Below are 22,420 nucleotides of genomic sequence, written 5' to 3'. Positions count from 1 at the left end.
CCACAGGAGAGACGCCATGACGAACCCCGCCGAGAGACTTGTCGACCTGCTCGACCTGGAGCAGATCGAGGTCAACATCTTCCGCGGGCGCAGCCCCCAGGAATCCCTCCAGCGGGTCTTCGGCGGGCAGGTGGCCGGGCAGGCGCTGGTCGCGGCGGGCCGGACCACGGAGGGAGACCGGCCGGTGCACTCGCTGCACGCGTACTTCCTGCGTCCCGGCCGGCCCGGTGTGCCGATCGTGTACCAGGTGGAGCGGGTGCGCGACGGGCGGTCGTTCACGACCCGGCGGGTCACCGCCGTGCAGCAGGGCCGCACGATCTTCAATCTCACCGCCTCCTTTCACAAGCCTGAGGAAGGTCCCTTCGAGCAGCAGCTGCCGCCGGCCCGGCAGGTCCCGGACCCGGAGTCGCTGCCGACGGTCGCGGACGAGGTCCGTAAGCATCTCGGGGCGCTGCCCGAGCAGTTGGAGCGGATGGCCCGGCGTCAGCCGTTCGACATCCGGTACGTCGACCGGCTGCGCTGGAGCCCTGAGGAGCTGAAGGAGGCGGAGCCTCGCAGCGCCGTGTGGATGCGGGCGGTGGGGCCGCTGGGCGACGATCCGCTCGTCCACACCTGCGCGCTCACCTACGCCAGCGACATGACCCTCCTGGACGCCGTCCGTATCCCCGTCGAGCCGTTGTGGGGGCTGCGGAACTTCGACATGGCCTCTCTGGACCATGCGATGTGGTTCCACCGGCCGTTCCGGGCGGACGAGTGGTTCCTGTACGACCAGGAGTCGCCGATCACCACGGGTGGGCGGGGGCTGGCCCGGGGCCGTATCTACGACCTGCACGGGCAGTTGCTGGTGTCCGTCGTCCAGGAGGGCCTGTTCCGGGCGCTGTAGGGGTTCGCCCCTGGGATGGTCAGGAGTGGTCAGACGTGCTGCCTGGCCCTGCTCCTGCGGCGCAGCCACTTCGGCAGGCGGTGGCGTGAACGGGGTGCCGGCGTCCGGAGGTGCGGCTCGGGTTCGGGTGCGGGCCGGGGTACCGGCTGAGGCGCCGGGTGGGCTTCGCGTGCCGGGTCGGGTGGGCTCTGGGTCCGCAGGCGTGGTTCGGGTGCGGGCGCTGCCCGGGGTGCGGGCGTGACCTGGGGGCTCGGGGCGGGTGCCGGTACGGTCCGCAGCCTCGGTGCGGGCACGGGATCGGGTACGGCTTCGGGGGTCGGTTCGGGGGTCCATGCCGGGCGGGGTGCCGGGAGGTCCGTACGGGCCTCTGCGAGGGCTTGGGTGAGGTCGGCGCGCAGCCACGCGATCTCGTCCGGGTCGTCCGCCGTCATGATGGTCGCGGCCAGGTGGGCGGAGGGTGAGCCCGGGGCGCCGTGCGCGGGTGTGGTGGGGCGGGAACGGCTCAGCCGGGCCCGCTCGTAGGGGTCGGGGACGAGTTCGGCGACCTGCGCGGGGTCGAGGAAGGTGGCCAGGGCGCCGGCGCGCTGCCAGGGGTTGTCGGCCTGGCGGAGCAGGAAGCCGAGGTGGCGGCCGCGCCAGTTGCGGGGCCTGAGGTCGGCTCCTTCGGTGAGCCGGGCCCGCATGTCGTCGGGCGTGCGGCCGGTGAGCAGGGGCGCGTTGCCCGGGTCGGCGGCGAACTGGCGGAGTTCGTCGGCGAGGTAGAGCCAGACGACGGCCCGGTACCGGTTGAGGTAGAAGCGGACCGGCACGACGACTCCGAGCCGCGCGAGGCGGGAGAAGCGGGCGGGCGAGATGCGCAGGAGTTCCGCGGCCTCGCCGGTGCCGACGGCGCGCACCCCTTCGAGGAAGGACTCCGGGAAGTCCGGCTCGGCGCGCAGCCGTTCGAGTTCGGTGTACGCGATCCGGCGGCCGCCGCCTCCCTCGTCCGGCACGGTCCGGATGCGCCCGAGGTGGACGGCGAGGTCCACCTCGGCGCGCTTGAGGCCCAGTTCGCGGGCCGCGCGCTTCGGCGTGCAGGTGAGGGGCTGTGGTCGGGCGACGGTGTACTGAGACATGGTCGGTCTCCCCCGTGGTCAGGTCGGGCTCCGCGCTGTTCGCGGTGGCCTCGGAAAAAACCGTAGCCGTTTTGCCCGATCCCGTGGCAAGCCTGTGGATAACTCCGTATACACGACTGAATGTGCAGGTCAGCGCTCTGTGAGCGGGGTGCGTTCGGGCTGGCGCACATCCATCGTGAGGTGTTCCCCGACGCGGCTGACGAGGAGTGTCATCTCGTAGGCGACCTGGCCCATGTCGGCCTCGGCACCGGTGAGGACGCACAGGCAGCTGCCGGTGCCGGCGGCGGTGACGAAGAGGAGGGCGTCGTCGAACTCGACCATCGTCTGCCGTACTTGGCCCGCTCCGAAGTGGCGGCCGGAGCCCTTGGCGAGGCTGTGCAGGCCGGAGGAGACGGCGGCGAGGTGTTCGGCGTCCTCGCGGCGCAGTCCGGTGCTGGCGCCGGCCGTCAGTCCGTCGGTCGTGAGGACGAGTGCGTGCCGTACGTGTTCGACGCGCTCGGTCAGGTCGTCCAGCAGCCAGTCGAGTCCCTGGTTCTGCCCCATGCTTCGGTCTCCCCGCGTCCTTCTCCCCGTTGGGTCCCGCCCGTGCGAGGACTTGCCCGCCACCCTTGCGCAGTTTCGGGGGCACGAGCAAGGAGGATGGCGGCATGGCGCAGAAGATGACCGACGAGGAATGGCGGGCGTTCGTCTCGCACGGCACCCGCACCGCGAAGCTGTCCACCGTCCGGGCCGACGGCAGCCCGCACGTGGCCCCGATCTGGTTCCTGCTCGACGGGGACGACCTGGTGTTCAACACCGGCAAGGAGACCGTGAAGGGCCGCAATCTGGCCCGTGACGGCCGTGTCGCCCTGTGCGTCGACGACGACCGCCCGCCCTTCGACTTCGTGGTGCTCCAGGGCCGGGCCACCGTCTCGGAGGACCTTTCCGAGGTCCGTCACTGGGCCGCCCGCATCGGGGCCCGCTACATGGGCGAGGACCGCGCCGAGGAGTTCGGCGCCCGCAACGGCGTGCCCGGCGAACTGCTCGTGCGGGTCGCCGTGGAGAAGGTCCTGGCGCAGAAGGCCGTCTCGGACTAACGAGTCAGCCGACCGAGTCGAGGAGCCGGGCGGTGTGCATGCGCCCGGCGTACTCGACGAGGCGGATGAGGACTTCCTTGCCGGAGTCGCGGTCGCGCGCGTCGCACAGGACGACGGGGGTGCCCTGGTCGAGGTCGAGGGCGCGGGAGACGTCGGGGGCGGCGTACGCGCGGGCGCCGGTGAAGCAGTTGACGGCGACGACGAACGGGATGTGCCGGTGCTCGAAGTAGTCGACGGCCGGGAAGCAGTCCTCCAGGCGCCGGGTGTCGGCGAGGACGACGGCGCCGAGGGCGCCTTGGGAAAGTTCGTCCCACAGGAACCAGAAGCGGTCCTGGCCGGGGGTGCCGAACAGGTAGAGCGACAGGCCGGAGCGGATGGTGATCCGGCCGAAGTCCATGGCGACGGTCGTGGTGACCTTCTGGTCGACGCCGTCGGTGTCGTCGACCGTCTGCCCGGCTTCGCTGAGCAGTTCCTCGGTGCGCAGCGGCTTGATCTCGCTGACGGCGCCCACGAGGGTCGTCTTGCCCACGCCGAACCCGCCGGCGACCAGGATCTTCAGGGCCAGCGGGGCGGTCTCGCCGGTGGCGTCGGGGTGCTCGGAGGCCATGGATCACTTCTCTCGGGAGTGCCGGCGTGCGTGGGTGTCGTCCGGGGGCAGCAGGATGGCGACCGTCGGCCTGGTGCGGGAGATTCGATCGCGATCCGTCTTTTGTGACCGTTCTTGCTCTTTCCGATGCCCTGAGGGGCGCGAGACGCGTACGTATACGCGCGCTTGGTGACGGGTGTTCATCTACAGCGCCCGCAGCCCTTCGATGACCTCCCGCAGGATCCGTTCATCGGGCAGGTGCGCGGGCGGCACCGGGCGGCTGACGGTGACGCGGCCGGTCTCCAGCAGGTCGCCGAGCAGGACACGGACCACGCCGACGGGCAGGTCGGTCCCGGCGGAGAGTTCCGCGACGGACTGTGTCTCGACGCGGCACAGGTCGATCAGGGCGCGGTGTTCGGGCCCGAGCGCGTGGTCGTCGTCGGCGCCGAACGCGCCCGGGTCGAGGGTGACGAGGGCGATCAGGTCGAAGCGCACCCCGGTGGGCCCCGGTCTGGTGCGTCCCCCGGTCATCGCGTACGGGCGCACGAGGGGCCCGGCGTCGGTGTCGTACCACTGGGCGGCGGTGGTCGGGTCGTCGGTCATCGCCGCCTCACCCCGCCGCGGGCGGGCGCGCGGCGACGCGCGGCGGGGTGTGCAGGTGCTCGCCGACGCGTTTGACGAGGCGGGCCATCTCGTAGGCGACGAGCCCGATGTCGGCGGTGACGGCGGTCAGGACGGCGAGGCAGGAGCCGTCCCCGGCGGCGGCGACGAACAGGAAGCCGTCGTCCATCTCGACCATGGTCTGCCGTACGCCGCCGGCGCCGAAGTGCCGTCCGGCGCCCTTGGCGAGGCTGTGGAAGCCGGAGGAGACGGCGGCGAGGTGTTCGGCGTCCTCGCGCCCGAGGTCGCTGGAGGCGCCCACGGCGAGGCCGTCGTTGGACAGCACCACCGCGTGCCGTACCTCGCTCACGCGCGTCACCAGATCGTCCAGCAGCCAGTCGAGTTCCCCCGACCGCTGGGACGGCCTCGTGCCGGGGTCCTGGATCATGCGGGGTCTCCTTCACTGCCGGAATGCGGTCCGGCCGCGCGGCCGGGGTGTCTGCCGCCGCCGCGGGCCCAGCCCGCGCGGTAGGCGGCCATGCGGTCACGGACGACTTCGGGGGTGCGTCCGTCGTCGCGCGGGCCGCGCGGGCGCTCGGGTTCTTCCGCACGCGGGCCGCGCAGTTGGGGTACGAGGCTCGCCTGGCGCACGCGGCGCGGGAGGTCGTCGTCGGCGGCCTCAGGGGGCTCTGGGGCGTCGTCCTGGGGGCGGTGCAGGCGCAGGGGGGTGACGCCCGGCGGCGGGGGCGCGGGGGCTTGTGCCGGGGGCGGCCCCGAGTCGGGGGCCGGTGCTGCCGCCGGTGCCGTCGGTGCGACGAGGGCGGGGCGGTCGGCCGGCGCGGGGACGGCCTCGTGGCCGTGGTCGCCTGGGATGCGCGCGTACGCGGGTTCCACGCTGTGCTCCGGTGCGCCGCTCCGGACGGCCTGTGCGGCGGAACGTTCCGGCTTGCCGGTGTCCAGGAGGGCGGTGGGCAGCAGGACGACAGCGGTGGTGCCGCCGTAGGGGGAGGTGCGCAGGTGGACCTTGATGCCGTGGCGGGCGGCGAGCCTGCTGACGACGAACAGGCCGAGGCGATCGCTGTCGAACAGGTCCAGCGCCTCCGACTGGGTGATGCGCCGGTTGGCCCGCACAAGGGTCTCCTGGCCCATGCCGAGTCCCCGGTCCTCGACCTCGACGGCGTACCCGTTGCCGACGGGTTCCCCGGTGACGCGCACGCGCGTGTGCGGGGGCGAGAACTGGGCGGCGTTCTCGACGAGTTCGGCGAGCAGGTGGGTGAGGTCGGCGACGGCGGCGCCGACGACGGACGCCTCGGGCAGTTGCCGTACCTCCACGCGCGCGTAGTCCTCGACCTCGGAGACGGCGGCGCGCACCACGTCGGTCAGCGGGACCGGCATCCGCCAGGCGCGGCCGGGCGCGGCGCCGGAGAGGATGATCAGGCTCTCGGCGTGGCGCCGCATGCGGGTGGTGAGGTGGTCGAGGCGGAAGAGGTCGCTCAGCTCGTTCGGGTCGTCGGAGCGGCGTTCCATGCTGTCCAGGAGGCTCAGCTGACGGTGCACCAGGACCTGGCTGCGGCGCGCGAGGTTGACGAACACCCCGGAGATGCCGCTGGCGAGTTCGGCGCGCTCCGCGGCGGCCCGCAGGGCGGCCCGGTGGACGGTCGTCAGGGCCTCGGCGACCTGTCCGGTCTCGTCCTCCGCGCGGGGGCCCGGCGGGGCCTCCGCGCGGACGTCGATCTCCTCACCCGCGCGCAACTTGCGCATGGCCTCGGGGAGTTTGCGGCGGGCGATCTCCAGGGCGCCGTTGCGCAGGCTGACGAGTTCGACGACGAGGCCGCGGCCGATGCGTACGGAGATGACGAGCGAGGCGACGACGGCGGCGAGGCCGAGCAGGACGGCGGCGCCGGCCGGGGTGAGGAGCCCGCGCGTGAAGGGGTCGGCGCGGCGGGCCACCTCGTGCCCGGCGTCCGTCTCGATGGTGCGCATGCCCGCCTGCACGCGCGTGTGGGCGGCGTTCCAGGCGGACTCCGGCGCGGTGGCCAGGGCCCGTGTGCCGGGGGCGCTCGCAAGGATCCGGTTCTCGGCGGCCGTCAGGCCCTTGTAGGCGTCGTCCCCGGCCAGGGTCCGCCAGGCGGCTCGCTCGGGGCCGCGCAGGTCGGTCACGGCGGCCTCGGTGAGGGCGCGGCGGGTCTGGGCGGCGGCGCCGAACATACGCAGGCGCCCGGTGTCGAGGCGACCCGCCACGCGTGCGCTCGCGAGGACGGCGTCCTCCTGGGCGAGGGCTTCGGCGGCGCGGGAGAATTCGAGCAGTACGCGCGCGTCGGAGCCGAGTTCGGCGTCCTGGATCCCGGAGAGCGCGCCGCCCACGGCGAACGCGTCGGAGATCGTGCGCGTGTAACGCCCGTACACCTGGGCCCAGTCGGTCTTCCCCGCGAGCATCGCGCCGCGCAGGGCGCGCAGTTGCTCGGCCCCGGTGACGAAGGCGGCGAGCCGCTGGGCGACTCCGGCGGGCAGTTCCTGGCCGTCGGCGACGGTGCTGTCCTCGCCGAGCCGCAGCCGGGCGACCGCACGGTCGGTGGCCCGCGCGAGCCCGCGCAGGTTGTCCGTCTGCTCGGCGTCAGGCCCGGTGGCGTACCGGACGGCGGCCGTGCGTTCGGCCTGGAGCGCGGCGACGGCGGCGGCGACGGGTGCGCGGACCTCGGAGTCGACGCGCTGGATCTGGCGCAGCCGGGAGACGTCCTGGGCGGTGGTGACGGTGGCGTACGCCCAGAGGGCGAGCAGCGAGACGACCGGCACCATCAGCAGGCAGACGATCTTGGCGCGGACGGTGCGGGGGCGTATTCGCCAGCGTTGCGCGCGCGGGGGCGTGCCGTCCGCCGGGTCCGTGGGGTCGCCCAGGCCCTCGTCTGCGGGCGGCCCGGCGTGGGCGCGGCGGCCGCGCACCGGGTTCGGTGACTCGGGGCCGGCCGCGGTGGCCTTCCTGGGGGTACGCATGGACTCCTCGCTGGACGGTGGGTCGAAGGGGTGGTGCTACGCGTGCGTGCCTGCGGGCTCCACGGCCCGTTCGGCGGAGGCGGACGCCTCGCGTTCCCTGGTGGTGGGCGACAGGGCGACGAAGGCCGAGGTGAGGAAGAGGTAGGACCCGAGGCCGACGGCGAGGGGGAAGATGAACTGCATCGCCGTAGCCCCGGGCAGCGCCGCCCCGGAGGGCGTGACCCGCACGCTCACCGCGAACATCCCGGTGTAGTGCATGCTGCTGACGGCCGCGCCCATGACCAGGGAGGCCACGGTGACCGCGACGGGCGATTCGATGTTGAGGGCGGCCCACAGGGCGGCGGTGGCCGCGACGACCGCGATCACCACGGAGAGGGCGACGGCCATCGGGTCGTAGTGGACGTCGCCGTGCAGCCGGACGGCCGCCATGCCCAGGTAGTGCATGCTCGCGACGCCGATTCCGGTGGTGAGTCCGCCGGTGAGCAGTGCGCGCGTGCGGTCGCGTCCGTAGCCGACGGCGAACACGCCCGCGCAGACGACGACCATGGCGACGAGGAGGCTGAGGACGGTCAGCGGTACGTCGTAGCGGATGTCGGTGCCGCTGACGGCGAAGCCGAGCATGGCGACGAAGTGCATCGTCCAGATGCCGGTGCCGATGGCGGAGGCGGCGGTGATCAGCCAGTTGCGGCGTGACCGTCCGGTGGCGCCGAGGGCGCGCACGGTGCAGCGCAGTCCGAGGGCGGCGCCTATGCAGGCCATCACGTACGACAGCACGGGGGTGAGCCAGCCGAAGGCTGCGTGGTCCAGGTGTCCCATGGCTCAGGGACGCTAGTGCGGGCATGGGCGCACAGAGGGAGCGCGCTTCGGAAAGTGCCGCAATGTGGCGGAGAAGTGCGCACAGGTGATCAAGTGGCGCCCGGACCTGCGCGCTGTGGGTCTCTGTGTGACGGTGCGGGATCATGCGCTCATGAGCGAGTACCGCACGCACGTCCAGGAGTTCTTCGCGGCCCGCGCGGCCGGCTGGGACGAGAGGTTCGCCGGTGACGGCCCCGCCTACGCCGCCGCGGTGGCCGCGCTGGGGCTGCGGCCGGGCCATCGGGTCCTGGACGCCGGCTGCGGCACCGGGCGAGCCCTGACGCCGCTCAGGGCGGCCGTGGGGCCCTCGGGGACGGTCCTCGGGGCCGACCTGACCCCGGCGATGCTCCAGGCCGCCGTACGGGCCGGACGGGGGCGTGACGGGCGGCTGCTGCTCACCGACGTCGCCGCGCTGCCGCTGCGGGACGGGGTGCTGGACGCCGTGTTCGCCGCGGGCCTCGTCGCGCACCTCGGTGAACCGGCCTCCGGGCTGCGGGAGTTGGCGCGCGTGGTCCGCCCCGGCGGAGCGCTGGCCCTCTTCCATCCCGTCGGCCGCGCCGCCCTCGCGGCCCGCCAGGGGCGCCGGCTCACGCCGGACGACCTGCGGGCCGAGCCCAACCTGCGGCCGCTGCTGGCCGGTTCGGGCTGGCGGATGACGTCGTACACGGACGAGGAGAACCGCTTCCTGGCGCTGGCGGTGCGGGAGGACTGAGCGGGCGCCTGGGCCCTTCTGCCGGGAAAGGTCCGACTCTACGTTGGGGAACAGGAGCCGGCGCCCGGTCGCGCCGGGCGGGCAGGAGGAGGGTGGTCCGGATGGCGGGCGGGTTGCGCAGGGCCTGGGGGTTGCTGACGGGCGGTACGCGCGCGGACGCGGCGCGGGGGCGGCGGGAGCGGGTACCGAATCTGTTCGAGGCGGCGGCCGTGTACGTGTCGGCGTGCGCGCTGGACGATCAGGACCGGATCGAGGAAGCGGCCTCCTGGGTGTCGCCGGAGGCGCTGTCCTTCGGGGTACGCGAGCTGGCCTGCCGGGCGGTGGTCACGCTCGCGCGCGAGCACGACGAGTCCCCGCAGAGCGTCGCCCGCGCGCTCCTCGGGCTGCCGGCCGCCTGACACGCGCCGATTCGTCCCCGTCCTGGCCGAAGCCGCAGCTCCGGGTCCGTCCGGGAGTCGTGACAAGCACGTCACGGGCGCACTAGGGTGCGCGCCGTTGGACGAACCCACGGGGAGGCCGGGATGTCCGGGACGGACGAGGACACCGTTGCCGCCGAAGACGCGCTCTATGTGCTCACGGCGGTGCTGCTGACGCCCGCTCAGTTCCCGAGCGCGCTGGGCGACGACTACCCGGAGGCGTGCGCGTCGCTCGGCCTTCCGCCGCTCGCGGAGGGCTACGGGCTGGTGTTCGGCCAGGACGGCACGGGCGCGCGGTGGACCGTGGTCGTCGACGACGTGTCGCTGGTGGCGGTCGCGATCGCCTCCTGGGACTGCGGGATGGAGTACGACCTGTCGCCGGACGAGCGGTCGGTCGTCGCGGGTCTGCCCGGCTGGCCCCTGCCGGTCGCCGTGGCCGCGCCCGGCGTCCCCGCGCCGCACGATCCCGCTCCCGAGGTCGCCGAGGGGCCCGCGCTGGTTCCGCCGGACACCAGCGTGTGGGGGGCGGCGCGGCGGCGGCTGGGGGCCGACGAGATAGCGGTGCAGTGGTCGACCTGGCGCGAGCAGATCGACGACTCACAGTTCACGCCCCGGCAGGAGCAGGACGCGAGCGCGCGTCCCAGTGACGTCCGGCGGGTCCTCGCCGAGGCGCGCGCCTATGTCGAGACGCCGCCTCCGCTGGGCCGGGTGCGGTCCTCCTTCGCGCCGGGCGAGGCGCGCACGCTGCGGGCGGACGGGCCGGGCTGGTCGCTGGTGGCCCGCACCGACGACATCGCCTTCGTCCTCCTCGACGACAAGCCCGGTGAGGTGCTGCCCGTCGGGCGGGGGCCCGAACTGCCGGGGCTGCTGGAGGCGCTGGACCGGATGGCCGTGCGCCCGAGCTGAGACGCTGCGGCCGAGCCGAGCCATGTGGCCGAGCCGAGCCGGACGGCCCCCGCGGGTGGGAGACCGTCCGGCCCCACCCTCAGCGGCCCAGTTCCTTGCGGGTGACGCGGCGCAGCCTGCGCCGCTGGGACGGGTCCAGCGCGAGGTACGCGGCGGCGGGGACCCCCAGCACGATCAGCAGCGCCGCCCACCAGGGCAGCCAGATCAGCAGGAGGAGTCCGGCCGCCACCCCGCCCGCGGCGATCTTCGCGTTCTTCGACATGTACGTCGCCTCCTTCGCGGCCATTGCCGCTCTCTGCTGTGAGAACGGCTCCACGCGGCCCGCGGTTCCAGCCGCCGACCCTGAGACGTCCCCGAGACCGACCCCGAGATGTCCCTGAGAAAACCTTGCCGTGAGCCTCTTCCCATGCTGTACCCTCGGCGACCGCAGCCTGACTAGTCAAACTTGAGGAGTAGGGTCATCGCCACACAGAGGGTCCCCACGGAAACACCGCCCGACGTCCCCGAACCGTCCCGCTGCCACGCCGTGTTCGTGCCGGGCGACCCGGCCCGCACCGGCCGGATCGCCTTCTGGCACCCGGGCGGCGACGCGCAGCCGCCCGCCGTCGGCTCCGCCGGGCGGCTGCGCGTCGTACAGCCGGCCGGTGCGGGTGTGGAGGCCGTCGAGGTGCCCGTCGCCTTCGTCTCCGTGCGGGAGGCGCTGCCGGTGCTCACGCGGGCGCGGGTCGCGCCGGACGCGCATCCGGCGGCGGCCTTCTGGGGCGGCGCCGCGCTCCTGGCGCTCCAGTTCGTCGCGCGCGGACTGCTGCTGCCCGGCCTGTCCGCGGGCGACCACGACGCCTGGCGGGTCGGGCCGCTCGGCCAGGACGACGTCGAGCGGATCCGGCGGCTCGCCGCCGCGATGCCGCCCGAGGCGCACGCCGTCCCCCTGGACGGCGGCCCCGAGCTCCGGCTGCCCGCGCCGGAGGGGCTGGTGCGGGCCTTCCTGGACGCGGTCGCCGACACCCTGCCCCGCTCCCCCGCCGCGCCGCTCGTGACGGGCGCCCCCGCCTACGGGGGACGGCAGCCGCAGCGCCTGCCGCACGCACGCGCGTGGGCCACCGACGTCGCGGCGGGGCACAACGCCGGCGTGCGGATCTCGCTGCGCGTCGAGGTGTCGGGACTGGACGGCCCCGGGGAGCCTCGGTTCCGCGCGGTGCCGCAGGTCCGCTCCGTCGCCGATCCGGGGGTGATCGCGGACGCGGCGGACGTGTGGGCCGCGACGGACGGTGCCGGGGAACCCGCGCGCGGGGGGACCGCACTGTCCGACCGGGCGCCCGCGCAGACAGCGCTGCCCGGGTTCGGCCCGTCGGCTGCGGGACACGCGCGGGCGGAGGCGGCCCCGCCGTCCCCGGCGCCCGCACACCCCGGCTCCGGCTTCGGCCCCCACGCGCGGATGGACGTCCTGCTGGCGCTGCGCCGCGCGGCCCGTGCCTGGCCCCCGCTGGCGCCCCTGCTGTCGGCCGCCGTCCCGGACGTCGTCGAGCTCCTGGACGACGACGTCGAGGACCTGCTCGGCGAGGGCGCGCGGGCGCTGGCCGGTGCCGGGGTCGAGGTGCACTGGCCGAGGGAGCTGTCCCGGACGCTGAACACGCGCGCGGTGGTGGGCCCGCCGGACGGGCGGGGCGAGCCGGCCTCGTTCCTGTCGGCCGACGCGCTGGTGAGCGTCGGCTGGTGGTTCGCGCTGGGCGACCGGCAGTTGACCCGCGAGGAGCTGGACCGGCTCGCGGAGGCGAACCGCCCGATCGTGCGGCTGCGCGACCAGTGGGTCCTCGTCGATCCCGGGGAGGTCCGCCGCGCCCGTTCCCGGCAGGACCTGAAGCTCGCCCCCGTGGCGGCGCTGAGCGCCGCGCTGACGGGCGCCGCGGAGATCGACGGCCACCTGGTCGACGTGCGGTCCACTCCGTGGCTGGAGGGCCTGCGGGAGCGGCTGGTGCCGTCCGGCGAACAGGAGCCGATCGCCCAGCCGGCCGCGCTCGCCGCGACCCTGCGGGACTACCAGCGGCGCGGTCTGGACTGGCTGGCCCGGATGACGTCGCTGGGGCTCGGCTGCTGCCTGGCCGACGACATGGGCCTCGGCAAGACGATCACGCTGATCGCGCTGCACCTGCACCGCCAGGCCGACCCGGCGTCCGCGGGCCCCACGCTCGTGGTGTGCCCGACGTCGCTCATGGGCAACTGGCAGCGGGAGATCGAGCGGTTCGCGCCCGGCACGCGCGTGCGCCGCTTCCACGGCCCGCGCCGGGACCTGGCGTCCCTCGCGGACGGCGAGTTCGTCCTGACCACCTACGGGACGCTGCGCCTGGACGCGCCCCGGCTCGCCGAGGTGCCCTGGGGGCTGCTCGTCGCCGACGAGGCGCAGCATGTGAAGAACCCGTACGCGGCGACCGCCCGCGCGCTGCGGACCGTCGGGGCACGCGCACGCGTGGCGCTCACCGGCACCCCGGTGGAGAACAACCTCTCGGAGCTGTGGGCGATCCTGGACTGGACGACGCCGGGGCTGCTCGGCCGGCTGACGGCCTTCCGCGCGCGGTACGCGCGGGCCGTGGAGGGCGGCGGTGACCCGGCCGCCGCCGAACGGCTCGCCCGGCTGGTGGGGCCGTTCCTGCTGCGCCGCCACAAGTCCGATCCGGGCATCGCCCCGGAGCTGCCGCCCAAGACCGAGACCGACCGGCCAGTGTCGCTCACGCCGGAACAGGCGGGCCTGTACGAGGCGTTGGTGCGCGAGACGCTGGCCCGGATCGCCGAGGCGGACGACATGGCGCGGCGCGGGCTGGTCGTGAAGCTGCTGACGGGCCTCAAGCAGATCTGCAACCACCCCGCCCAGTACCTCAAGGAGGAGCGGCCGGAGATCGCGGGACGGTCCGGGAAGCTGGAGCTGCTGGACGAACTCCTCGACGGTGTCCTCGCCGAAGGGGCCGGCGTCCTGGTGTTCACGCAGTACGTGGCGATGGCCCGGATCATCGAGCGGCACCTGCGCGTACGGGGTGTGCCCTCGCAGTTCCTGCACGGCGGGACGCCGGTCGGGGAACGCGAGGCGATGGTCGGGCGTTTCCAGAGCGGGGAGGTTCCGGTGTTCCTGCTGTCGCTGAAGGCGGCCGGGACGGGGCTCAACCTCACCCGGGCCGAGCACGTCGTGCACTACGACCGCTGGTGGAACCCCGCTGTCGAGGCGCAGGCCACCGACCGCGCGTACCGCATCGGGCAGACCCGGCCGGTGCAGGTGCACCGGCTGATCGCCGAGGGGACGGTCGAGGACCGCATCGCGCGGATGCTGGAGCGCAAACGGGAACTCGCCGACGCCGTGCTCGGCTCCGGCGAGACGGCGTTCACGGAGCTGACGGACGCCGAGCTGGCCGAACTGGTGGAGCTGCGAGGGGGGACACGATGACCGGGCACGACGGGTACGAGGAGTCGACGTTCGAGGTGACCGCGCCCGCGCGGGGGCAGGCGTTCGCGCGGACGTGGTGGGGGCGTGGCTGGGTCGCCGCGCTGGAGGACGGGGTGCTGGACGGCGCCCAGATCCGTGCCGGGCGTCGTCTGGCGCGCGGGGGCGCGGTCGGTGCCGTGTCGGTGCGGCCGGGCCGCGTGACGGCCGTCGTCCGGGACCGGGACGGTACGGCGCACCGTGCGGACGTGCTCCTGCCGGAGCTGTCGCAGGCGCAGTGGGAGCGGTTGCTGGGGCTGGCCGTCGAGCGGGCCGGGTATCTGGCCGCGCTGCTCGACCGCGAGATGCCGCCGCACCTGGTGGAGGACGCGGCGGACTCCGGCGTGGATCTGCTGCCGGGGCTGGGCGAGTTGGAGGCGTCCTGCGACTGCGGCGCGTGGGACCACTGCGGGCACACGACCGCGCTGTGCTACCAGGTGGCCCGGCTGCTCGACGAGGACCCGTTCGTGCTGCTGGCGCTGCGCGGGCGCCCCGAACGGGCGCTGATGGACGGCCTCAAGGCCCGCACGCGCCCGTCCCGTCCCGACGGCGTCGACGCCGCGCGGGCGTACGCGTCCGTGCCCGCCACGCTGCCCGCTCCGCCGGAGCTGCCCGAGGGTCCCGGGGTCCCGCCGTCCCTGGACGCCGAGACCGAGCCGCCCGGGGATGTCGTCCCGGCCGCTCTGGAGTTCCTGGCCGCGTGCACGGCCCGGGAGGCGCACCGGCTTCTGCGGGAGGCCCTGCGCGGGACGCCGGAGGCGGCCGAGCTGACGCCCGCTCAGGACGCGGTCCGCCTCGCGGCCGGCTCTCCGTCCGACGACTCTGTCGCCGCCCGGCTCGTGGCGGGTTCGGGGCGCGGGCGCGAGGGGCTGGATCCCGCCGTGCACGCGTGGCGCATGGGGGGCGTGGGCGCGTTGAGGGTCCTCGACGAGGAATGGGCCCTCGACGAGGAGACGGCGGCACGCGCGCGGGCGGCTCTCGAAGCGGCCTGGGACCCCGGCGAGCGTCCGCCGCTGCGTCCGCGCGCCAACCGCTGGACCGCTGTCGGCGCTCCCGCCCAGATACGCCTGGACCACGACGGCCGCTGGTGGCCCTACCGGAGGCGCGACGGCCGCTGGGCACCGGCGGGCGAGCCCGCCCCGGATCCCGCGACGGCCTGGGCGGCGGCTTCCCGGGACGAGGGCGAGGAGGACCCGTTGTGACGGGCCGGCGCGTGGGCCCGCCTCCGGACACCGGGGCGGGCCCACGCGCCATGAAACCGGCTCACGGCAGCAGTGACGCCAGGTCGCTGGGGATGAAGCCGCTCGGGATCGCGGTCGGGAGGTCGCTGGGCAGTGAGGGGAACCGGGTCGGGAGGATTCCGGTGGGGAGTCTGCTCGGCAGCTCGAAGGGCGGGCCGGAGGTGTTCCCGGAGTCCTTCTCGTCGTCGGGGCCGCTGTTCCCGTCGGTCGCCAGGACGGCGATCACGATCACCGCGACGGCCAGCAGCGCGGCCAGGGCGGCGAACAGGGGTGTGCGGCGCCTGCGGGGGCGCCGGTCGTCGGCGTCGGGTGGCGGGGCGCCGAAACCGCCGCCGGAGGGCGGATGCGGAGGTACGGGCGGAGTGGCCATGGGAACCACACTGGCCCCGGTCCGGGCCGGGCGGGGCCTGTGCGCGGGAGTTGGTACCGGCTCAGGCCCTGGAGGGCACGATTCCGGCGCAATGCACGCGGAACGCCGCACGAGTGGTCGTACGGGTGCAGTACGCGCGCGTGGGGCGAGAGCCGCAGCCCGGTCGTCGGCTCGCCGTGTACCGCCCACGCGCGCGTGCCCGTCCGGCCGGGACGGTTCGCCCGTCCCGGCCGCCCTGGACACCGACGGGCACGCGCGCGTGGAGGGAGATCAGCCGCGGGCGCCCAGGAGGTGGTCCATGGCGAGCTGGTCGAGGCGTTCGAAGGCCATGCCGCGGGCGGCGGCGGCATCGACGTCGAAGTCCTCGAAGGCGGCGCGGTCGGCGAGGAGCGCGTCGAGGCCGTCGGCGGCGGTGGGCTGGGCCAGCTCGTCGAGCCGGGACGCGCGCAGGGCCTCCTGGACCTCCGGGTCGGCGCGGAAGGCGAGCGCGCGCTCCTTGAGGATCAGGTAGTTGCGCATGCAGCCGGCCGCGGACGCCCAGACGCCGTCGAAGTCCTCGGTGCGCGGGGGCTTGAAGTCGAAGTGCTTCGGACCCGCGTACCCGGCGCTCTCCAGGAGGTCGACCAGCCAGAACGCGGAGCGCAGGTCACCGGCGCCGAACCGCAGGTCCTGGTCGTACTTGATGCCCGACTGGCCGTTGAGGTCGATGTGGAAGAGCTTGCCCGCCCACAGCGCCTGCGCGATGCCGTGCGGGAAGTTCAGGCCGGCCATCTGCTCGTGGCCCACCTCGGGGTTCACGCCGTACAGCTCGGGCCGCTCCAGGCGCTCGATGAACGCGAGCGCGTGCCCGACGGTCGGCAGGAGGATGTCGCCGCGGGGCTCGTTCGGCTTGGGCTCGATCGCGAACTTCAGGTCGTAGCCCTGGGCGGTGACGTACTCGCCGAGGAGGTCGAACGCCTCCTTCATGCGGTCGAGCGCCACGCGCACGTCCTTGGCGGCGCCGGACTCGGCGCCCTCGCGGCCGCCCCAGGCGACGTACGTCTTGGCGCCCAGCTCGACGGCCAGGTCGATGTTGCGGACCGTCTTGCGCAAGGCGTAGCGGCGCACGTCGCGGTCGTTCGCGGTGAACGCGCCGTCCTTGAAGACGGGGTGGGTGAAGAGGTTGGTGGTGGCCATCGGGACGGTCATGCCGGTGGCGTCCAGGGCCTGGCGGAAGCGCTTGACGTGCGACTCGCGCTCGGTGTCGGAGGACCCGAAGGGGATCAGGTCGTCGTCGTGGAAGGTGACGCCGTAGGCGCCCAGTTCGGACAGGCGCTGAACGGTCTCGACCGGGTCGAGGGCACCGCGCGTGGCCTCGCCGAAGGGGTCCCGTCCCTGCCAGCCGACGGTCCACAGGCCGAAGGTGAACCTGTCCTCGGGGGTGGGCTGGTAGCTCATACCGCGGCTCCTTGCTGCGTACGACTATTTCGTCATGGCCGTTTACAAATTAGTATGCGGACGCATCCCTGGGAAGACCGTTCGAGGACCGATCGGGGACGTGTCACAGAGAGTTCCCGCACCGTCGCGCACAGCATGAGGGAGAGCCCGATGTCAGCAGCCGAAGGTCCGCTCGTCGTCGGCGTGGACTCGTCCACCCAGTCGACCAAGGCCCTCGTCGTCGACGTGGCGACCGGCGAGGTCGTCGCGAGCGGCCAGGCCCCGCACACGGTCTCCGCGGGAGCCGGACGGGAGAGCGACCCGCGCCAGTGGTGGGAAGCGCTCAGCGAGGCGCTGAGGCAGTGCGGTGACGCCGCCCGCGAGGCCGCGGCGGTCTCGGTCGGCGGGCAGCAGCACGGCCTGGTGACGCTGGACGGCGACGGCGAGCCGGTGCGCCCGGCGCTGCTGTGGAACGACGTCCGCTCGGCCCCGCAGGCGCGCCGGCTGACGGAGGAACTGGGCGGCGCGAAGTTCTGGGCGGAGCGCACCGGCTCGGTCCCGGCGGCCTCCTTCACGGTCACCAAGTGGGCGTGGCTCGCGGAGAACGAGCCGCAGGCGCTGCGCGCCGTCAAGGCCGTCCGGCTGCCGCACGACTACCTCACCGAGCGCCTGACCGGCGAGGGCACCACGGACCGCGGCGACGCCTCCGGGACGGGCTGGTGGGCGTCGGGCACGGAAGCCTACGACGCCGAGATCCTGGCGCACGTGGGCCTCGACCCGGCGCTCCTCCCGCGCGTGGTGCGCCCCGGCGAGGTAGCGGGCACCGTCCGCGACGGGCACGGGCTGCCGTTCGCCAAGGGCACCCTCGTCGCGGCCGGCACCGGCGACAACGCGGCGGCGGCGCTGGGCCTGGGTCTGCGCCCTGGCGCGCCCGTGCTGAGCCTCGGCACCTCCGGCACGGTCTACGCGGTGTCGAAGCGGCGCCCCGCCGACCCGACCGGAACCGTGGCCGGCTTCGCCGACGCGCACGGCGACTGGCTTCCCCTCGCCTGCACCCTGAACTGCACCCTGGCCGTCGACAAGGTCGCCGCCCTGCTGGGCCTGGACCGCGAGGCGGTGGAGCCCGCCACGGGCGTCACCCTCCTGCCCTACCTGGACGGCGAGCGCACCCCGAACCTCCCGAACGCCTCCGGCGTCCTGCACGGCCTGCGCCACGACACGACCGCGGGACAGCTCCTCCAGGCCGCCTACGACGGCGCCGTCCACTCCCTGCTCGGCGCGCTCGACCTGGTCCTCGACGAGGACGCCGACCGCTCCGCGCCCCTGCTGCTGATCGGCGGCGGCGCACGCGGGCGCGCCTGGCAGGAGACCGTACGGCGTCTGTCCGGACGCCCCGTCCAGGTCCCCGAGGCCAAGGAACTCGTCGCCCTCGGCGCCGCCGCGCAGGCCGCCGGCCTGCTCACCGGCGAGGACCCCGCGGCCGTGGCCCGCCGCTGGAACACCACGCGCGGGCCGGTCCTGGAGGCTGTGCCCCGCGACGACGCCGCGCTGGAGCGGATCGCGGGGGTGCTGGCGGACGCCGGGGGGCTGCTGGGCGGCTGAGCGCGACCGGCGCCCCGCCAGGACGCCGTCCCGCGCGCGGGAATGCCACGGCAGTGGACTTTTGATCCATTGCCCTCGCATTCCCGACCGCACGCCCCGACGAGAACCGGAGGACTCCCCCGCATGACCGCGCCCCTGCACGACCCTCGTCCCACCGGCCCCGGCCGGGTGTCCTCCGACACCCAGCAGGGCATGCGGCGGCGCAACCTCGCGCGCGTGATGCACGCCGTCAGCGCGGAGGGGTCGCTGTCCAGGGCGGCGGTGGCGTCGCGGATCGGGCTGACGCGGACGGCCGTGTCGACGCTGGTGGACGAGTTGATCCGGGCCGGGCTGCTGGAGGAGCTGGGGCCCGAACGCCCCGGACGGGTGGGGCGGCCCGGGTCGGCGCTCGCGGTCTCGCGGCGCGGGCCCGCCGGGATCGGCGCGGAGATCGGCGTCGACCACCTGGCCGTCTGCGCGGTCGACCTGCGCGGCGAGGTACGCGCGCGGGCCGAGCGGCAGGGGACGAACCGGGGCCGCTCCCCCGGGCCCGTCGTCGCCGAACTGAGCGAACTGGTGCGGGACGTCGTCGCCGAGGCGCGCGGGCAGGGGCTGTGGGCAGCGGGGCTCGCCGTCGCCGTACCCGGGCTGGTCGCGCGGGACGGGCGGACGGTCGTGCGCGCGCCGAACCTCGACTGGCACGGCGTCGACCTCGGTGAACTGCTGTCCCCGGAGCCCGCGTTCACCGTCGACAACGAGGCCAACCTCGGTGCGCTCGCCGAACTCTGGCTCGGCGAAGGCGCTCCGCGCGACTTCCTGCACGTGTCGGCGGAGATCGGGATCGGCGCGGCGGTCGTCGTGGACGGCGGACTGCTGCGCGGGACGCGGGGGTTCGCGGGCGAGCTGGGGCATGTGCCGGTCCACCCCGACGGGCCGCAGTGCGTGTGCGGCGGGCGCGGATGTCTGGAGCAGTACGCCGGGGAGGAGGCCGTCCTGCGGGCGGCCGGCCTCGCACCGGGCGGTGACCGGGTCGGACTGCTCGCGGGGCGGGCGGCGGACGGGGACGAGGCGGTGCGGCGGGCCCTGCGGGAGGCGGGGACGGCGTTGGGGATCGCCCTCACCGGGGCGGTCAACCTGCTGGACCCGGAAAGCGTCGTGCTCGGCGGGGCGCTCGCCGGACTCGCGCCGTGGCTGCTGCCGTCGCTGGAGGCGGAGTTGGCGCGGCGGACGGCGGGGCCGGTGTGTCCGGTGTCCGTGTCGCGGTGGGGGTCGGAGGGGCCGTTGCTGGGGGCGGCGCATTCCGTGGTGCGGGCCGTGCTGGACGATCCGGTCGGGGTGGGTGTCGGGGCGGGGTGAGGCGGGACCGTCCGGTGTGATGATCGGATCCAGGTCGAGGTGAAACGTCCCACCTGTGGACAACTCCCGTTCGCCGAAGCGGAATTACCCCTTTCGGGTGAGCCGGTTTTCCACAGGTCCCGGTCTGTCCACAGAATCCCGCGGTGTCCTCTTGCGGGCCCTTTCGCCGCCGTACCTTGTGATCACACGCATCGCAGCGGCGGTCGTGGAACTCCTCATCGGCGGAAGGGCGTTGCATGAACCAAGGCATGAACCGGGCCGGTTCCCCACCCGGCCGGCGTCACCTTCTCAAAGGGGCCGTGCTCGCGGCGGCGTCCTCCGTGATGCTGCCCGAGCCGAGGGCCGGGGCGCAGACGCAGGCGCCCGACCGTCCGTCGGCGTTGTGGGCGCCCGCCGCCCCGGCCAACTACACCGTGTCCGACCGGCCTTCGCCGCGCCACCCCGTCGACCTGGTGGTCATCCATGTCACGCAGACCTCGTTCGACAAGGCGCTGACCATCTTCCGGAACCCGAAGAAGAAGGTGTCCGCGCACTACGTGGTCCGCTCGTCCGACGGCCGGATCGCCCAGTGCGTGCGGGAGGCCGACGTCGCGTGGCACGCGGGGAACTGGGAGTACAACACGCGCAGCATCGGCATCGAGCACGAGGGCTGGGTGGACCGGCCGGCCTACTTCACGGACGCGCTGTACGAGCGGTCGGCCGAGCTGACGGCGACGGTGTGCGACCGGTACGGCATCCCCAAGGACCGGGCCCACGTCATCGGCCACCACGAGGTGCCGGGCAGTGACCACACGGACCCCGGCCGGAACTGGGACTGGGCGCGGTACATGAGACTCGTCGCCCAGAGCTGAGCGGGCGTGGGCGGACTTGAGCGGGCACGGGCGCGGACACCGATGCGGATGCGGACACCGATATGGAAGGGCCGGATTCGAGTGAGTGGTGCCGCGACGGTTGTCGGCGCCGGGGCCCGGAGTGACGATGTCCGCAAGCAGGCCGGCCACGGGTGCGCCGTCGGGAACGACGTGCGGCGCGCGGTGCCGGCCACACCGTCCGCGCGGCGCCCGAGCACCGCGTCACCGACCTCGCCGTCACCCGCCGCCGTCGCCCCCGCGCTCGTCCCTCGCGCTGTCGTCCCCGTCAGCGTCAGACCCTCACCTCGCTTCACCTGCCGCACATCCCACCCCTCCAAGTGACCTGTACCGCCTGATCCACCTTCCGGGAGGCCGAGTTGACCGATCCTTGGGTGGCCCTGGAGCCCGGGGCCGACCCCGTCGAGCGGGTCCGTACGCTGCGGCGGGCGCATGAGACGTTCACGGCGGCGGGCACGGTCGCGCGCCCCGTCCGTCCGGTGGTCGCCGACTCCTGGCGGCGGTCCGCGCGGGCCGGGGTGGGGCCGGACCGCACGGCCGATGTGGAGCTGACCGACGGGGTGCTCGGGGAGTACCGGGCGAAGCATCCGCTGGCGCCGGTGATGCCGCTGCTGCGGGAGCTGGTGGGGCCGTTCGCGGCGGACGGGGCGCATCTGCTCGCGGTGTGCGACGCGCACGGCCGGCTGCTGTGGGTCGAGGGGGACGGGGCGACCCTGCGGCGGGCGGGGCGGATGAACTTCGTGCCCGGCGCGCGGTGGGCGGAGAGCGCGGTGGGGACGAACGCGCCGGGGACGGCCGTCGCGGTGGGTCGGCCGGTGCAGGTGTTCGCGGCGGAGCACTTCACGCGGCAGGCGCAGCCGTGGACGTGTGCGGCGGCTCCGGTGCACGATCCGCGCACCGGGCGGGTCCTGGGCGCCGTCGACGTGACGGGCGGGAACGCGCTGGCGCATCCGCACAGCCTGGGGTTCGTGCAGGCGGTGGCGCGGGCGGCGGAGTCCCAGCTGGCGCTGATCGCGCGGGAGCGGCCCGTCGTCGAGGCGGCGGAGCTGACCGTGCTCGGGCGGGACGAGGCCCTGCTCACGGCGGGCGGGCGGACGGTGCGGCTGAGCCGGCGGCACAGCGAGATCGTGGTCCTGCTGGCCCGTCACCCGGAGGGGCTGACCGGGGACGGGCTGCTGTGCGCGCTGTACGAGGACGAGTCGGTGACGCCGGTGACCCTGCGTGCCGAACTGGCCCGGCTGCGGGGCGTATTGGGGCCGGACCTGCTGGCGTCGCGGCCGTACCGGCTGACGGTGCCGGTGGAGTCGGACCTCGCGGTCGTCGAACGCAGGCTCGCCGCCGGGGCGGTGACGGCGGCCCTCGCCGCGTACGCCGGTCCACTGCTGCCCGGCTCGCGGGCGCCGGCGGTGACCCGGCTCCGGCGGCAGCTCGCGGACGGGGTGCGGGCGGCGCTGATCGCGGGTCAGGATCCCGACCTGTTGACCGACTGGGCGCACGCGCCGTGGGGCGAGGACGACCTGGAGGTGTGGCGGGCGCTGGCGGTAGTACGGCCGACGGCGTCGGTGCGGGCGCGACTCTCGGCGCTGGAGGAGGAGTTGGTGGGGACCGGAGGGTGGGTGAGGTAGAGGGTGGATGAGGCAGTGGTGGGACGGGGAACCGGCGGGGTGTGGAGGGGCGTTGCGGGGAGCGGCGGGTGGGGCGCGGAGGGGCGTCGGGGCGGCGAATCGCCTCACGCCGGGCGGGACGTCTGCCGGGGGACCTCCGCCGGGCGGGCCGGACGCCCCGCACCGGGTGCCATGGGCCGGACACCTCGGACGGAATGCCGGGCGGCCCGGATCGCGGTTCCGGTGGCGCGCGGCTCACGCCACCACCAGCACACCGTTCACGCTCCCAGCAGCACACAGCCCACACTCCCGGCCGTGCGCGGCTCGCGTTTCCGGTGGCACCCGGCTCACGGCCCCGGCAGCTCCGGCACCGGCCC

At 74.6% G+C, this 22,420-nt stretch carries 21 protein-coding genes; 11 read left to right on the top strand and 10 right to left on the bottom strand.

The features are described from left to right. Positions 1 to 16 precede the first annotated feature (16 nt). Positions 17 to 883, top strand: coding sequence for an acyl-CoA thioesterase (locus IAG44_RS34675; RefSeq protein WP_187751027.1), 867 nt, complete (start codon positions 17 to 19; stop codon positions 881 to 883). A 29-nt stretch (positions 884 to 912) separates the two neighbouring features. On the opposite strand, the gene IAG44_RS34670 is transcribed toward IAG44_RS34675, so the two are convergent. Further along, positions 913 to 1,998 (bottom strand): DUF6397 family protein, encoded by a 1,086-nt coding sequence (locus tag IAG44_RS34670; protein ID WP_187751026.1) that lies wholly within the window; start codon positions 1,996 to 1,998, stop codon positions 913 to 915. Between the two features lie 129 nt (positions 1,999 to 2,127). Further along, positions 2,128 to 2,541 carry a roadblock/LC7 domain-containing protein gene (locus tag IAG44_RS34665; protein ID WP_187751025.1) on the bottom strand — a complete coding sequence of 138 codons (414 nt, stop codon included), beginning with the start codon at positions 2,539 to 2,541 and terminating at the stop codon, positions 2,128 to 2,130. Between the two features lie 104 nt (positions 2,542 to 2,645). Here IAG44_RS34665 and IAG44_RS34660 point away from each other — a divergent pair, with 104 nt between their 5' ends. Continuing rightward, on the top strand, positions 2,646 to 3,074 hold the full coding sequence (locus IAG44_RS34660; protein ID WP_187751024.1) for a PPOX class F420-dependent oxidoreductase: 429 nt from the start codon (positions 2,646 to 2,648) through the stop codon (positions 3,072 to 3,074). Positions 3,075 to 3,078: 4 nt separating this feature from the next. Here IAG44_RS34660 and IAG44_RS34655 read toward each other — a convergent pair whose 3' ends face one another. The 5 genes from IAG44_RS34655 to IAG44_RS34635 form a co-directional block, all read right to left on the bottom strand. Further along, positions 3,079 to 3,681, bottom strand: a complete 603-nt coding sequence (locus IAG44_RS34655) for a GTP-binding protein (RefSeq protein ID WP_187751023.1) — start codon at positions 3,679 to 3,681, stop codon at positions 3,079 to 3,081. Positions 3,682 to 3,864: 183 nt separating this feature from the next. After that, positions 3,865 to 4,263 (bottom strand): DUF742 domain-containing protein, encoded by a 399-nt coding sequence (locus IAG44_RS34650; RefSeq protein ID WP_187751022.1) that lies wholly within the window; start codon positions 4,261 to 4,263, stop codon positions 3,865 to 3,867. A 7-nt stretch (positions 4,264 to 4,270) separates the two neighbouring features. Next, positions 4,271 to 4,708, bottom strand: coding sequence for a roadblock/LC7 domain-containing protein (locus IAG44_RS34645; protein WP_187751021.1), 438 nt, complete (start codon positions 4,706 to 4,708; stop codon positions 4,271 to 4,273). Then, on the bottom strand, positions 4,705 to 7,251 hold the full coding sequence (locus IAG44_RS34640) for a sensor histidine kinase (RefSeq protein ID WP_187751020.1): 2,547 nt from the start codon (positions 7,249 to 7,251) through the stop codon (positions 4,705 to 4,707). Before IAG44_RS34640 ends, IAG44_RS34645 begins: the two co-directional genes overlap by 4 nt. Positions 7,252 to 7,287: 36 nt before the next feature. Further along, positions 7,288 to 8,067 carry an MHYT domain-containing protein gene (locus tag IAG44_RS34635; RefSeq protein WP_187751019.1) on the bottom strand — a complete coding sequence of 260 codons (780 nt, stop codon included), beginning with the start codon at positions 8,065 to 8,067 and terminating at the stop codon, positions 7,288 to 7,290. Positions 8,068 to 8,218: 151 nt separating this feature from the next. On the opposite strand from IAG44_RS34635, the gene IAG44_RS34630 reads away from it, so the two are divergent. The 3 genes from IAG44_RS34630 to IAG44_RS34620 all read left to right on the top strand — a co-directional run bounded on the left by IAG44_RS34630 (position 8,219) and on the right by IAG44_RS34620 (position 10,140). After that, positions 8,219 to 8,818, top strand: a complete 600-nt coding sequence (locus tag IAG44_RS34630; protein WP_187751018.1) for a class I SAM-dependent methyltransferase — start codon at positions 8,219 to 8,221, stop codon at positions 8,816 to 8,818. Positions 8,819 to 8,919: 101 nt separating this feature from the next. After that, complete coding sequence (locus IAG44_RS34625; protein WP_187751017.1) at positions 8,920 to 9,216, top strand: hypothetical protein; 297 nt, start codon at positions 8,920 to 8,922, stop codon at positions 9,214 to 9,216. Between the two features lie 123 nt (positions 9,217 to 9,339). Then, positions 9,340 to 10,140, top strand: coding sequence for a hypothetical protein (locus tag IAG44_RS34620; RefSeq protein ID WP_187751016.1), 801 nt, complete (start codon positions 9,340 to 9,342; stop codon positions 10,138 to 10,140). Positions 10,141 to 10,219: 79 nt separating this feature from the next. On the opposite strand, the gene IAG44_RS34615 is transcribed toward IAG44_RS34620, so the two are convergent. Continuing rightward, a complete protein-coding gene (locus IAG44_RS34615; protein WP_187752970.1) occupies positions 10,220 to 10,402 on the bottom strand; it encodes a hypothetical protein in 183 nt (60 codons plus the stop codon). A gap of 264 nt (positions 10,403 to 10,666) precedes the next feature. On the opposite strand from IAG44_RS34615, the gene IAG44_RS34610 reads away from it, so the two are divergent. Together IAG44_RS34610 and IAG44_RS34605 are read left to right on the top strand one after the other, a co-directional pair. Continuing rightward, on the top strand, positions 10,667 to 13,570 hold the full coding sequence (locus tag IAG44_RS34610) for a DEAD/DEAH box helicase (protein ID WP_187751015.1): 2,904 nt from the start codon (positions 10,667 to 10,669) through the stop codon (positions 13,568 to 13,570). Continuing rightward, positions 13,567 to 14,808: an SWIM zinc finger family protein gene (locus tag IAG44_RS34605; protein ID WP_187751014.1), complete on the top strand. Its 1,242-nt coding sequence runs from the start codon at positions 13,567 to 13,569 to the stop codon at positions 14,806 to 14,808. Before IAG44_RS34610 ends, IAG44_RS34605 begins: the two co-directional genes overlap by 4 nt. 61 nt (positions 14,809 to 14,869) lie before the next feature. Here IAG44_RS34605 and IAG44_RS34600 read toward each other — a convergent pair whose 3' ends face one another. Both IAG44_RS34600 and xylA read right to left on the bottom strand, forming a co-directional pair. Continuing rightward, the gene (locus IAG44_RS34600; protein WP_187751013.1) at positions 14,870 to 15,217 is read right to left on the bottom strand and encodes a hypothetical protein; all 348 of its coding nucleotides are present in this window, start codon (positions 15,215 to 15,217) and stop codon (positions 14,870 to 14,872) included. A gap of 270 nt (positions 15,218 to 15,487) precedes the next feature. Continuing rightward, the gene (gene xylA, locus IAG44_RS34595; protein ID WP_187751012.1) at positions 15,488 to 16,654 is read right to left on the bottom strand and encodes a xylose isomerase; all 1,167 of its coding nucleotides are present in this window, start codon (positions 16,652 to 16,654) and stop codon (positions 15,488 to 15,490) included. A gap of 150 nt (positions 16,655 to 16,804) precedes the next feature. On the opposite strand from xylA, the gene xylB reads away from it, so the two are divergent. The 4 genes from xylB (at position 16,805) to IAG44_RS34575 (ending at position 22,064) form a co-directional block, all read left to right on the top strand. After that, entirely contained in the window at positions 16,805 to 18,235 is a 1,431-nt protein-coding gene (xylB, locus tag IAG44_RS34590) for a xylulokinase (protein WP_187751011.1), read from the top strand. Between the two features lie 123 nt (positions 18,236 to 18,358). Further along, a complete protein-coding gene (locus IAG44_RS34585) occupies positions 18,359 to 19,570 on the top strand; it encodes an ROK family transcriptional regulator (RefSeq protein ID WP_187751010.1) in 1,212 nt (403 codons plus the stop codon). A 248-nt stretch (positions 19,571 to 19,818) separates the two neighbouring features. Further along, complete coding sequence (locus IAG44_RS34580) at positions 19,819 to 20,421, top strand: N-acetylmuramoyl-L-alanine amidase (RefSeq protein WP_187752969.1); 603 nt, start codon at positions 19,819 to 19,821, stop codon at positions 20,419 to 20,421. Positions 20,422 to 20,798: 377 nt separating this feature from the next. Beyond that, positions 20,799 to 22,064 carry a helix-turn-helix domain-containing protein gene (locus IAG44_RS34575; RefSeq protein WP_187751009.1) on the top strand — a complete coding sequence of 422 codons (1,266 nt, stop codon included), beginning with the start codon at positions 20,799 to 20,801 and terminating at the stop codon, positions 22,062 to 22,064. Positions 22,065 to 22,420: the final 356 nt, after the last annotated feature.

This window comes from Streptomyces roseirectus (assembly GCF_014489635.1).
In the GTDB taxonomy this organism is placed as follows: Bacteria; Actinomycetota; Actinomycetes; order Streptomycetales; family Streptomycetaceae; genus Streptomyces; species Streptomyces roseirectus.
Note: the sequence above shows the minus strand (reverse complement) of the source record. Positions and strands in the feature narration are given on the sequence as shown.

What these genes read in the sequence shown, in the direction of transcription:
- IAG44_RS34675 (WP_187751027.1), top strand. Translation starts at nt 17, where the DNA reads ATGACGAACCCCGCCGAGAGACTTGTCGACCTGCTCGACCTGGAGCAG.
- IAG44_RS34670 (WP_187751026.1), bottom strand. Translation starts at nt 1,998, where the DNA reads ATGTCTCAGTACACCGTCGCCCGACCACAGCCCCTCACCTGCACGCCG.
- IAG44_RS34665 (WP_187751025.1), bottom strand. Translation starts at nt 2,541, where the DNA reads ATGGGGCAGAACCAGGGACTCGACTGGCTGCTGGACGACCTGACCGAG.
- IAG44_RS34660 (WP_187751024.1), top strand. Translation starts at nt 2,646, where the DNA reads ATGGCGCAGAAGATGACCGACGAGGAATGGCGGGCGTTCGTCTCGCAC.
- IAG44_RS34655 (WP_187751023.1), bottom strand. Translation starts at nt 3,681, where the DNA reads ATGGCCTCCGAGCACCCCGACGCCACCGGCGAGACCGCCCCGCTGGCC.
- IAG44_RS34650 (WP_187751022.1), bottom strand. Translation starts at nt 4,263, where the DNA reads ATGACCGACGACCCGACCACCGCCGCCCAGTGGTACGACACCGACGCC.
- IAG44_RS34645 (WP_187751021.1), bottom strand. Translation starts at nt 4,708, where the DNA reads ATGATCCAGGACCCCGGCACGAGGCCGTCCCAGCGGTCGGGGGAACTC.
- IAG44_RS34640 (WP_187751020.1), bottom strand. Translation starts at nt 7,251, where the DNA reads ATGCGTACCCCCAGGAAGGCCACCGCGGCCGGCCCCGAGTCACCGAAC.
- IAG44_RS34635 (WP_187751019.1), bottom strand. Translation starts at nt 8,067, where the DNA reads ATGGGACACCTGGACCACGCAGCCTTCGGCTGGCTCACCCCCGTGCTG.
- IAG44_RS34630 (WP_187751018.1), top strand. Translation starts at nt 8,219, where the DNA reads ATGAGCGAGTACCGCACGCACGTCCAGGAGTTCTTCGCGGCCCGCGCG.
- IAG44_RS34625 (WP_187751017.1), top strand. Translation starts at nt 8,920, where the DNA reads ATGGCGGGCGGGTTGCGCAGGGCCTGGGGGTTGCTGACGGGCGGTACG.
- IAG44_RS34620 (WP_187751016.1), top strand. Translation starts at nt 9,340, where the DNA reads ATGTCCGGGACGGACGAGGACACCGTTGCCGCCGAAGACGCGCTCTAT.
- IAG44_RS34615 (WP_187752970.1), bottom strand. Translation starts at nt 10,402, where the DNA reads ATGTCGAAGAACGCGAAGATCGCCGCGGGCGGGGTGGCGGCCGGACTC.
- IAG44_RS34605 (WP_187751014.1), top strand. Translation starts at nt 13,567, where the DNA reads ATGACCGGGCACGACGGGTACGAGGAGTCGACGTTCGAGGTGACCGCG.
- IAG44_RS34600 (WP_187751013.1), bottom strand. Translation starts at nt 15,217, where the DNA reads ATGGCCACTCCGCCCGTACCTCCGCATCCGCCCTCCGGCGGCGGTTTC.
- xylA (WP_187751012.1), bottom strand. Translation starts at nt 16,654, where the DNA reads ATGAGCTACCAGCCCACCCCCGAGGACAGGTTCACCTTCGGCCTGTGG.
- xylB (WP_187751011.1), top strand. Translation starts at nt 16,805, where the DNA reads ATGTCAGCAGCCGAAGGTCCGCTCGTCGTCGGCGTGGACTCGTCCACC.
- IAG44_RS34585 (WP_187751010.1), top strand. Translation starts at nt 18,359, where the DNA reads ATGACCGCGCCCCTGCACGACCCTCGTCCCACCGGCCCCGGCCGGGTG.
- IAG44_RS34580 (WP_187752969.1), top strand. Translation starts at nt 19,819, where the DNA reads ATGAACCGGGCCGGTTCCCCACCCGGCCGGCGTCACCTTCTCAAAGGG.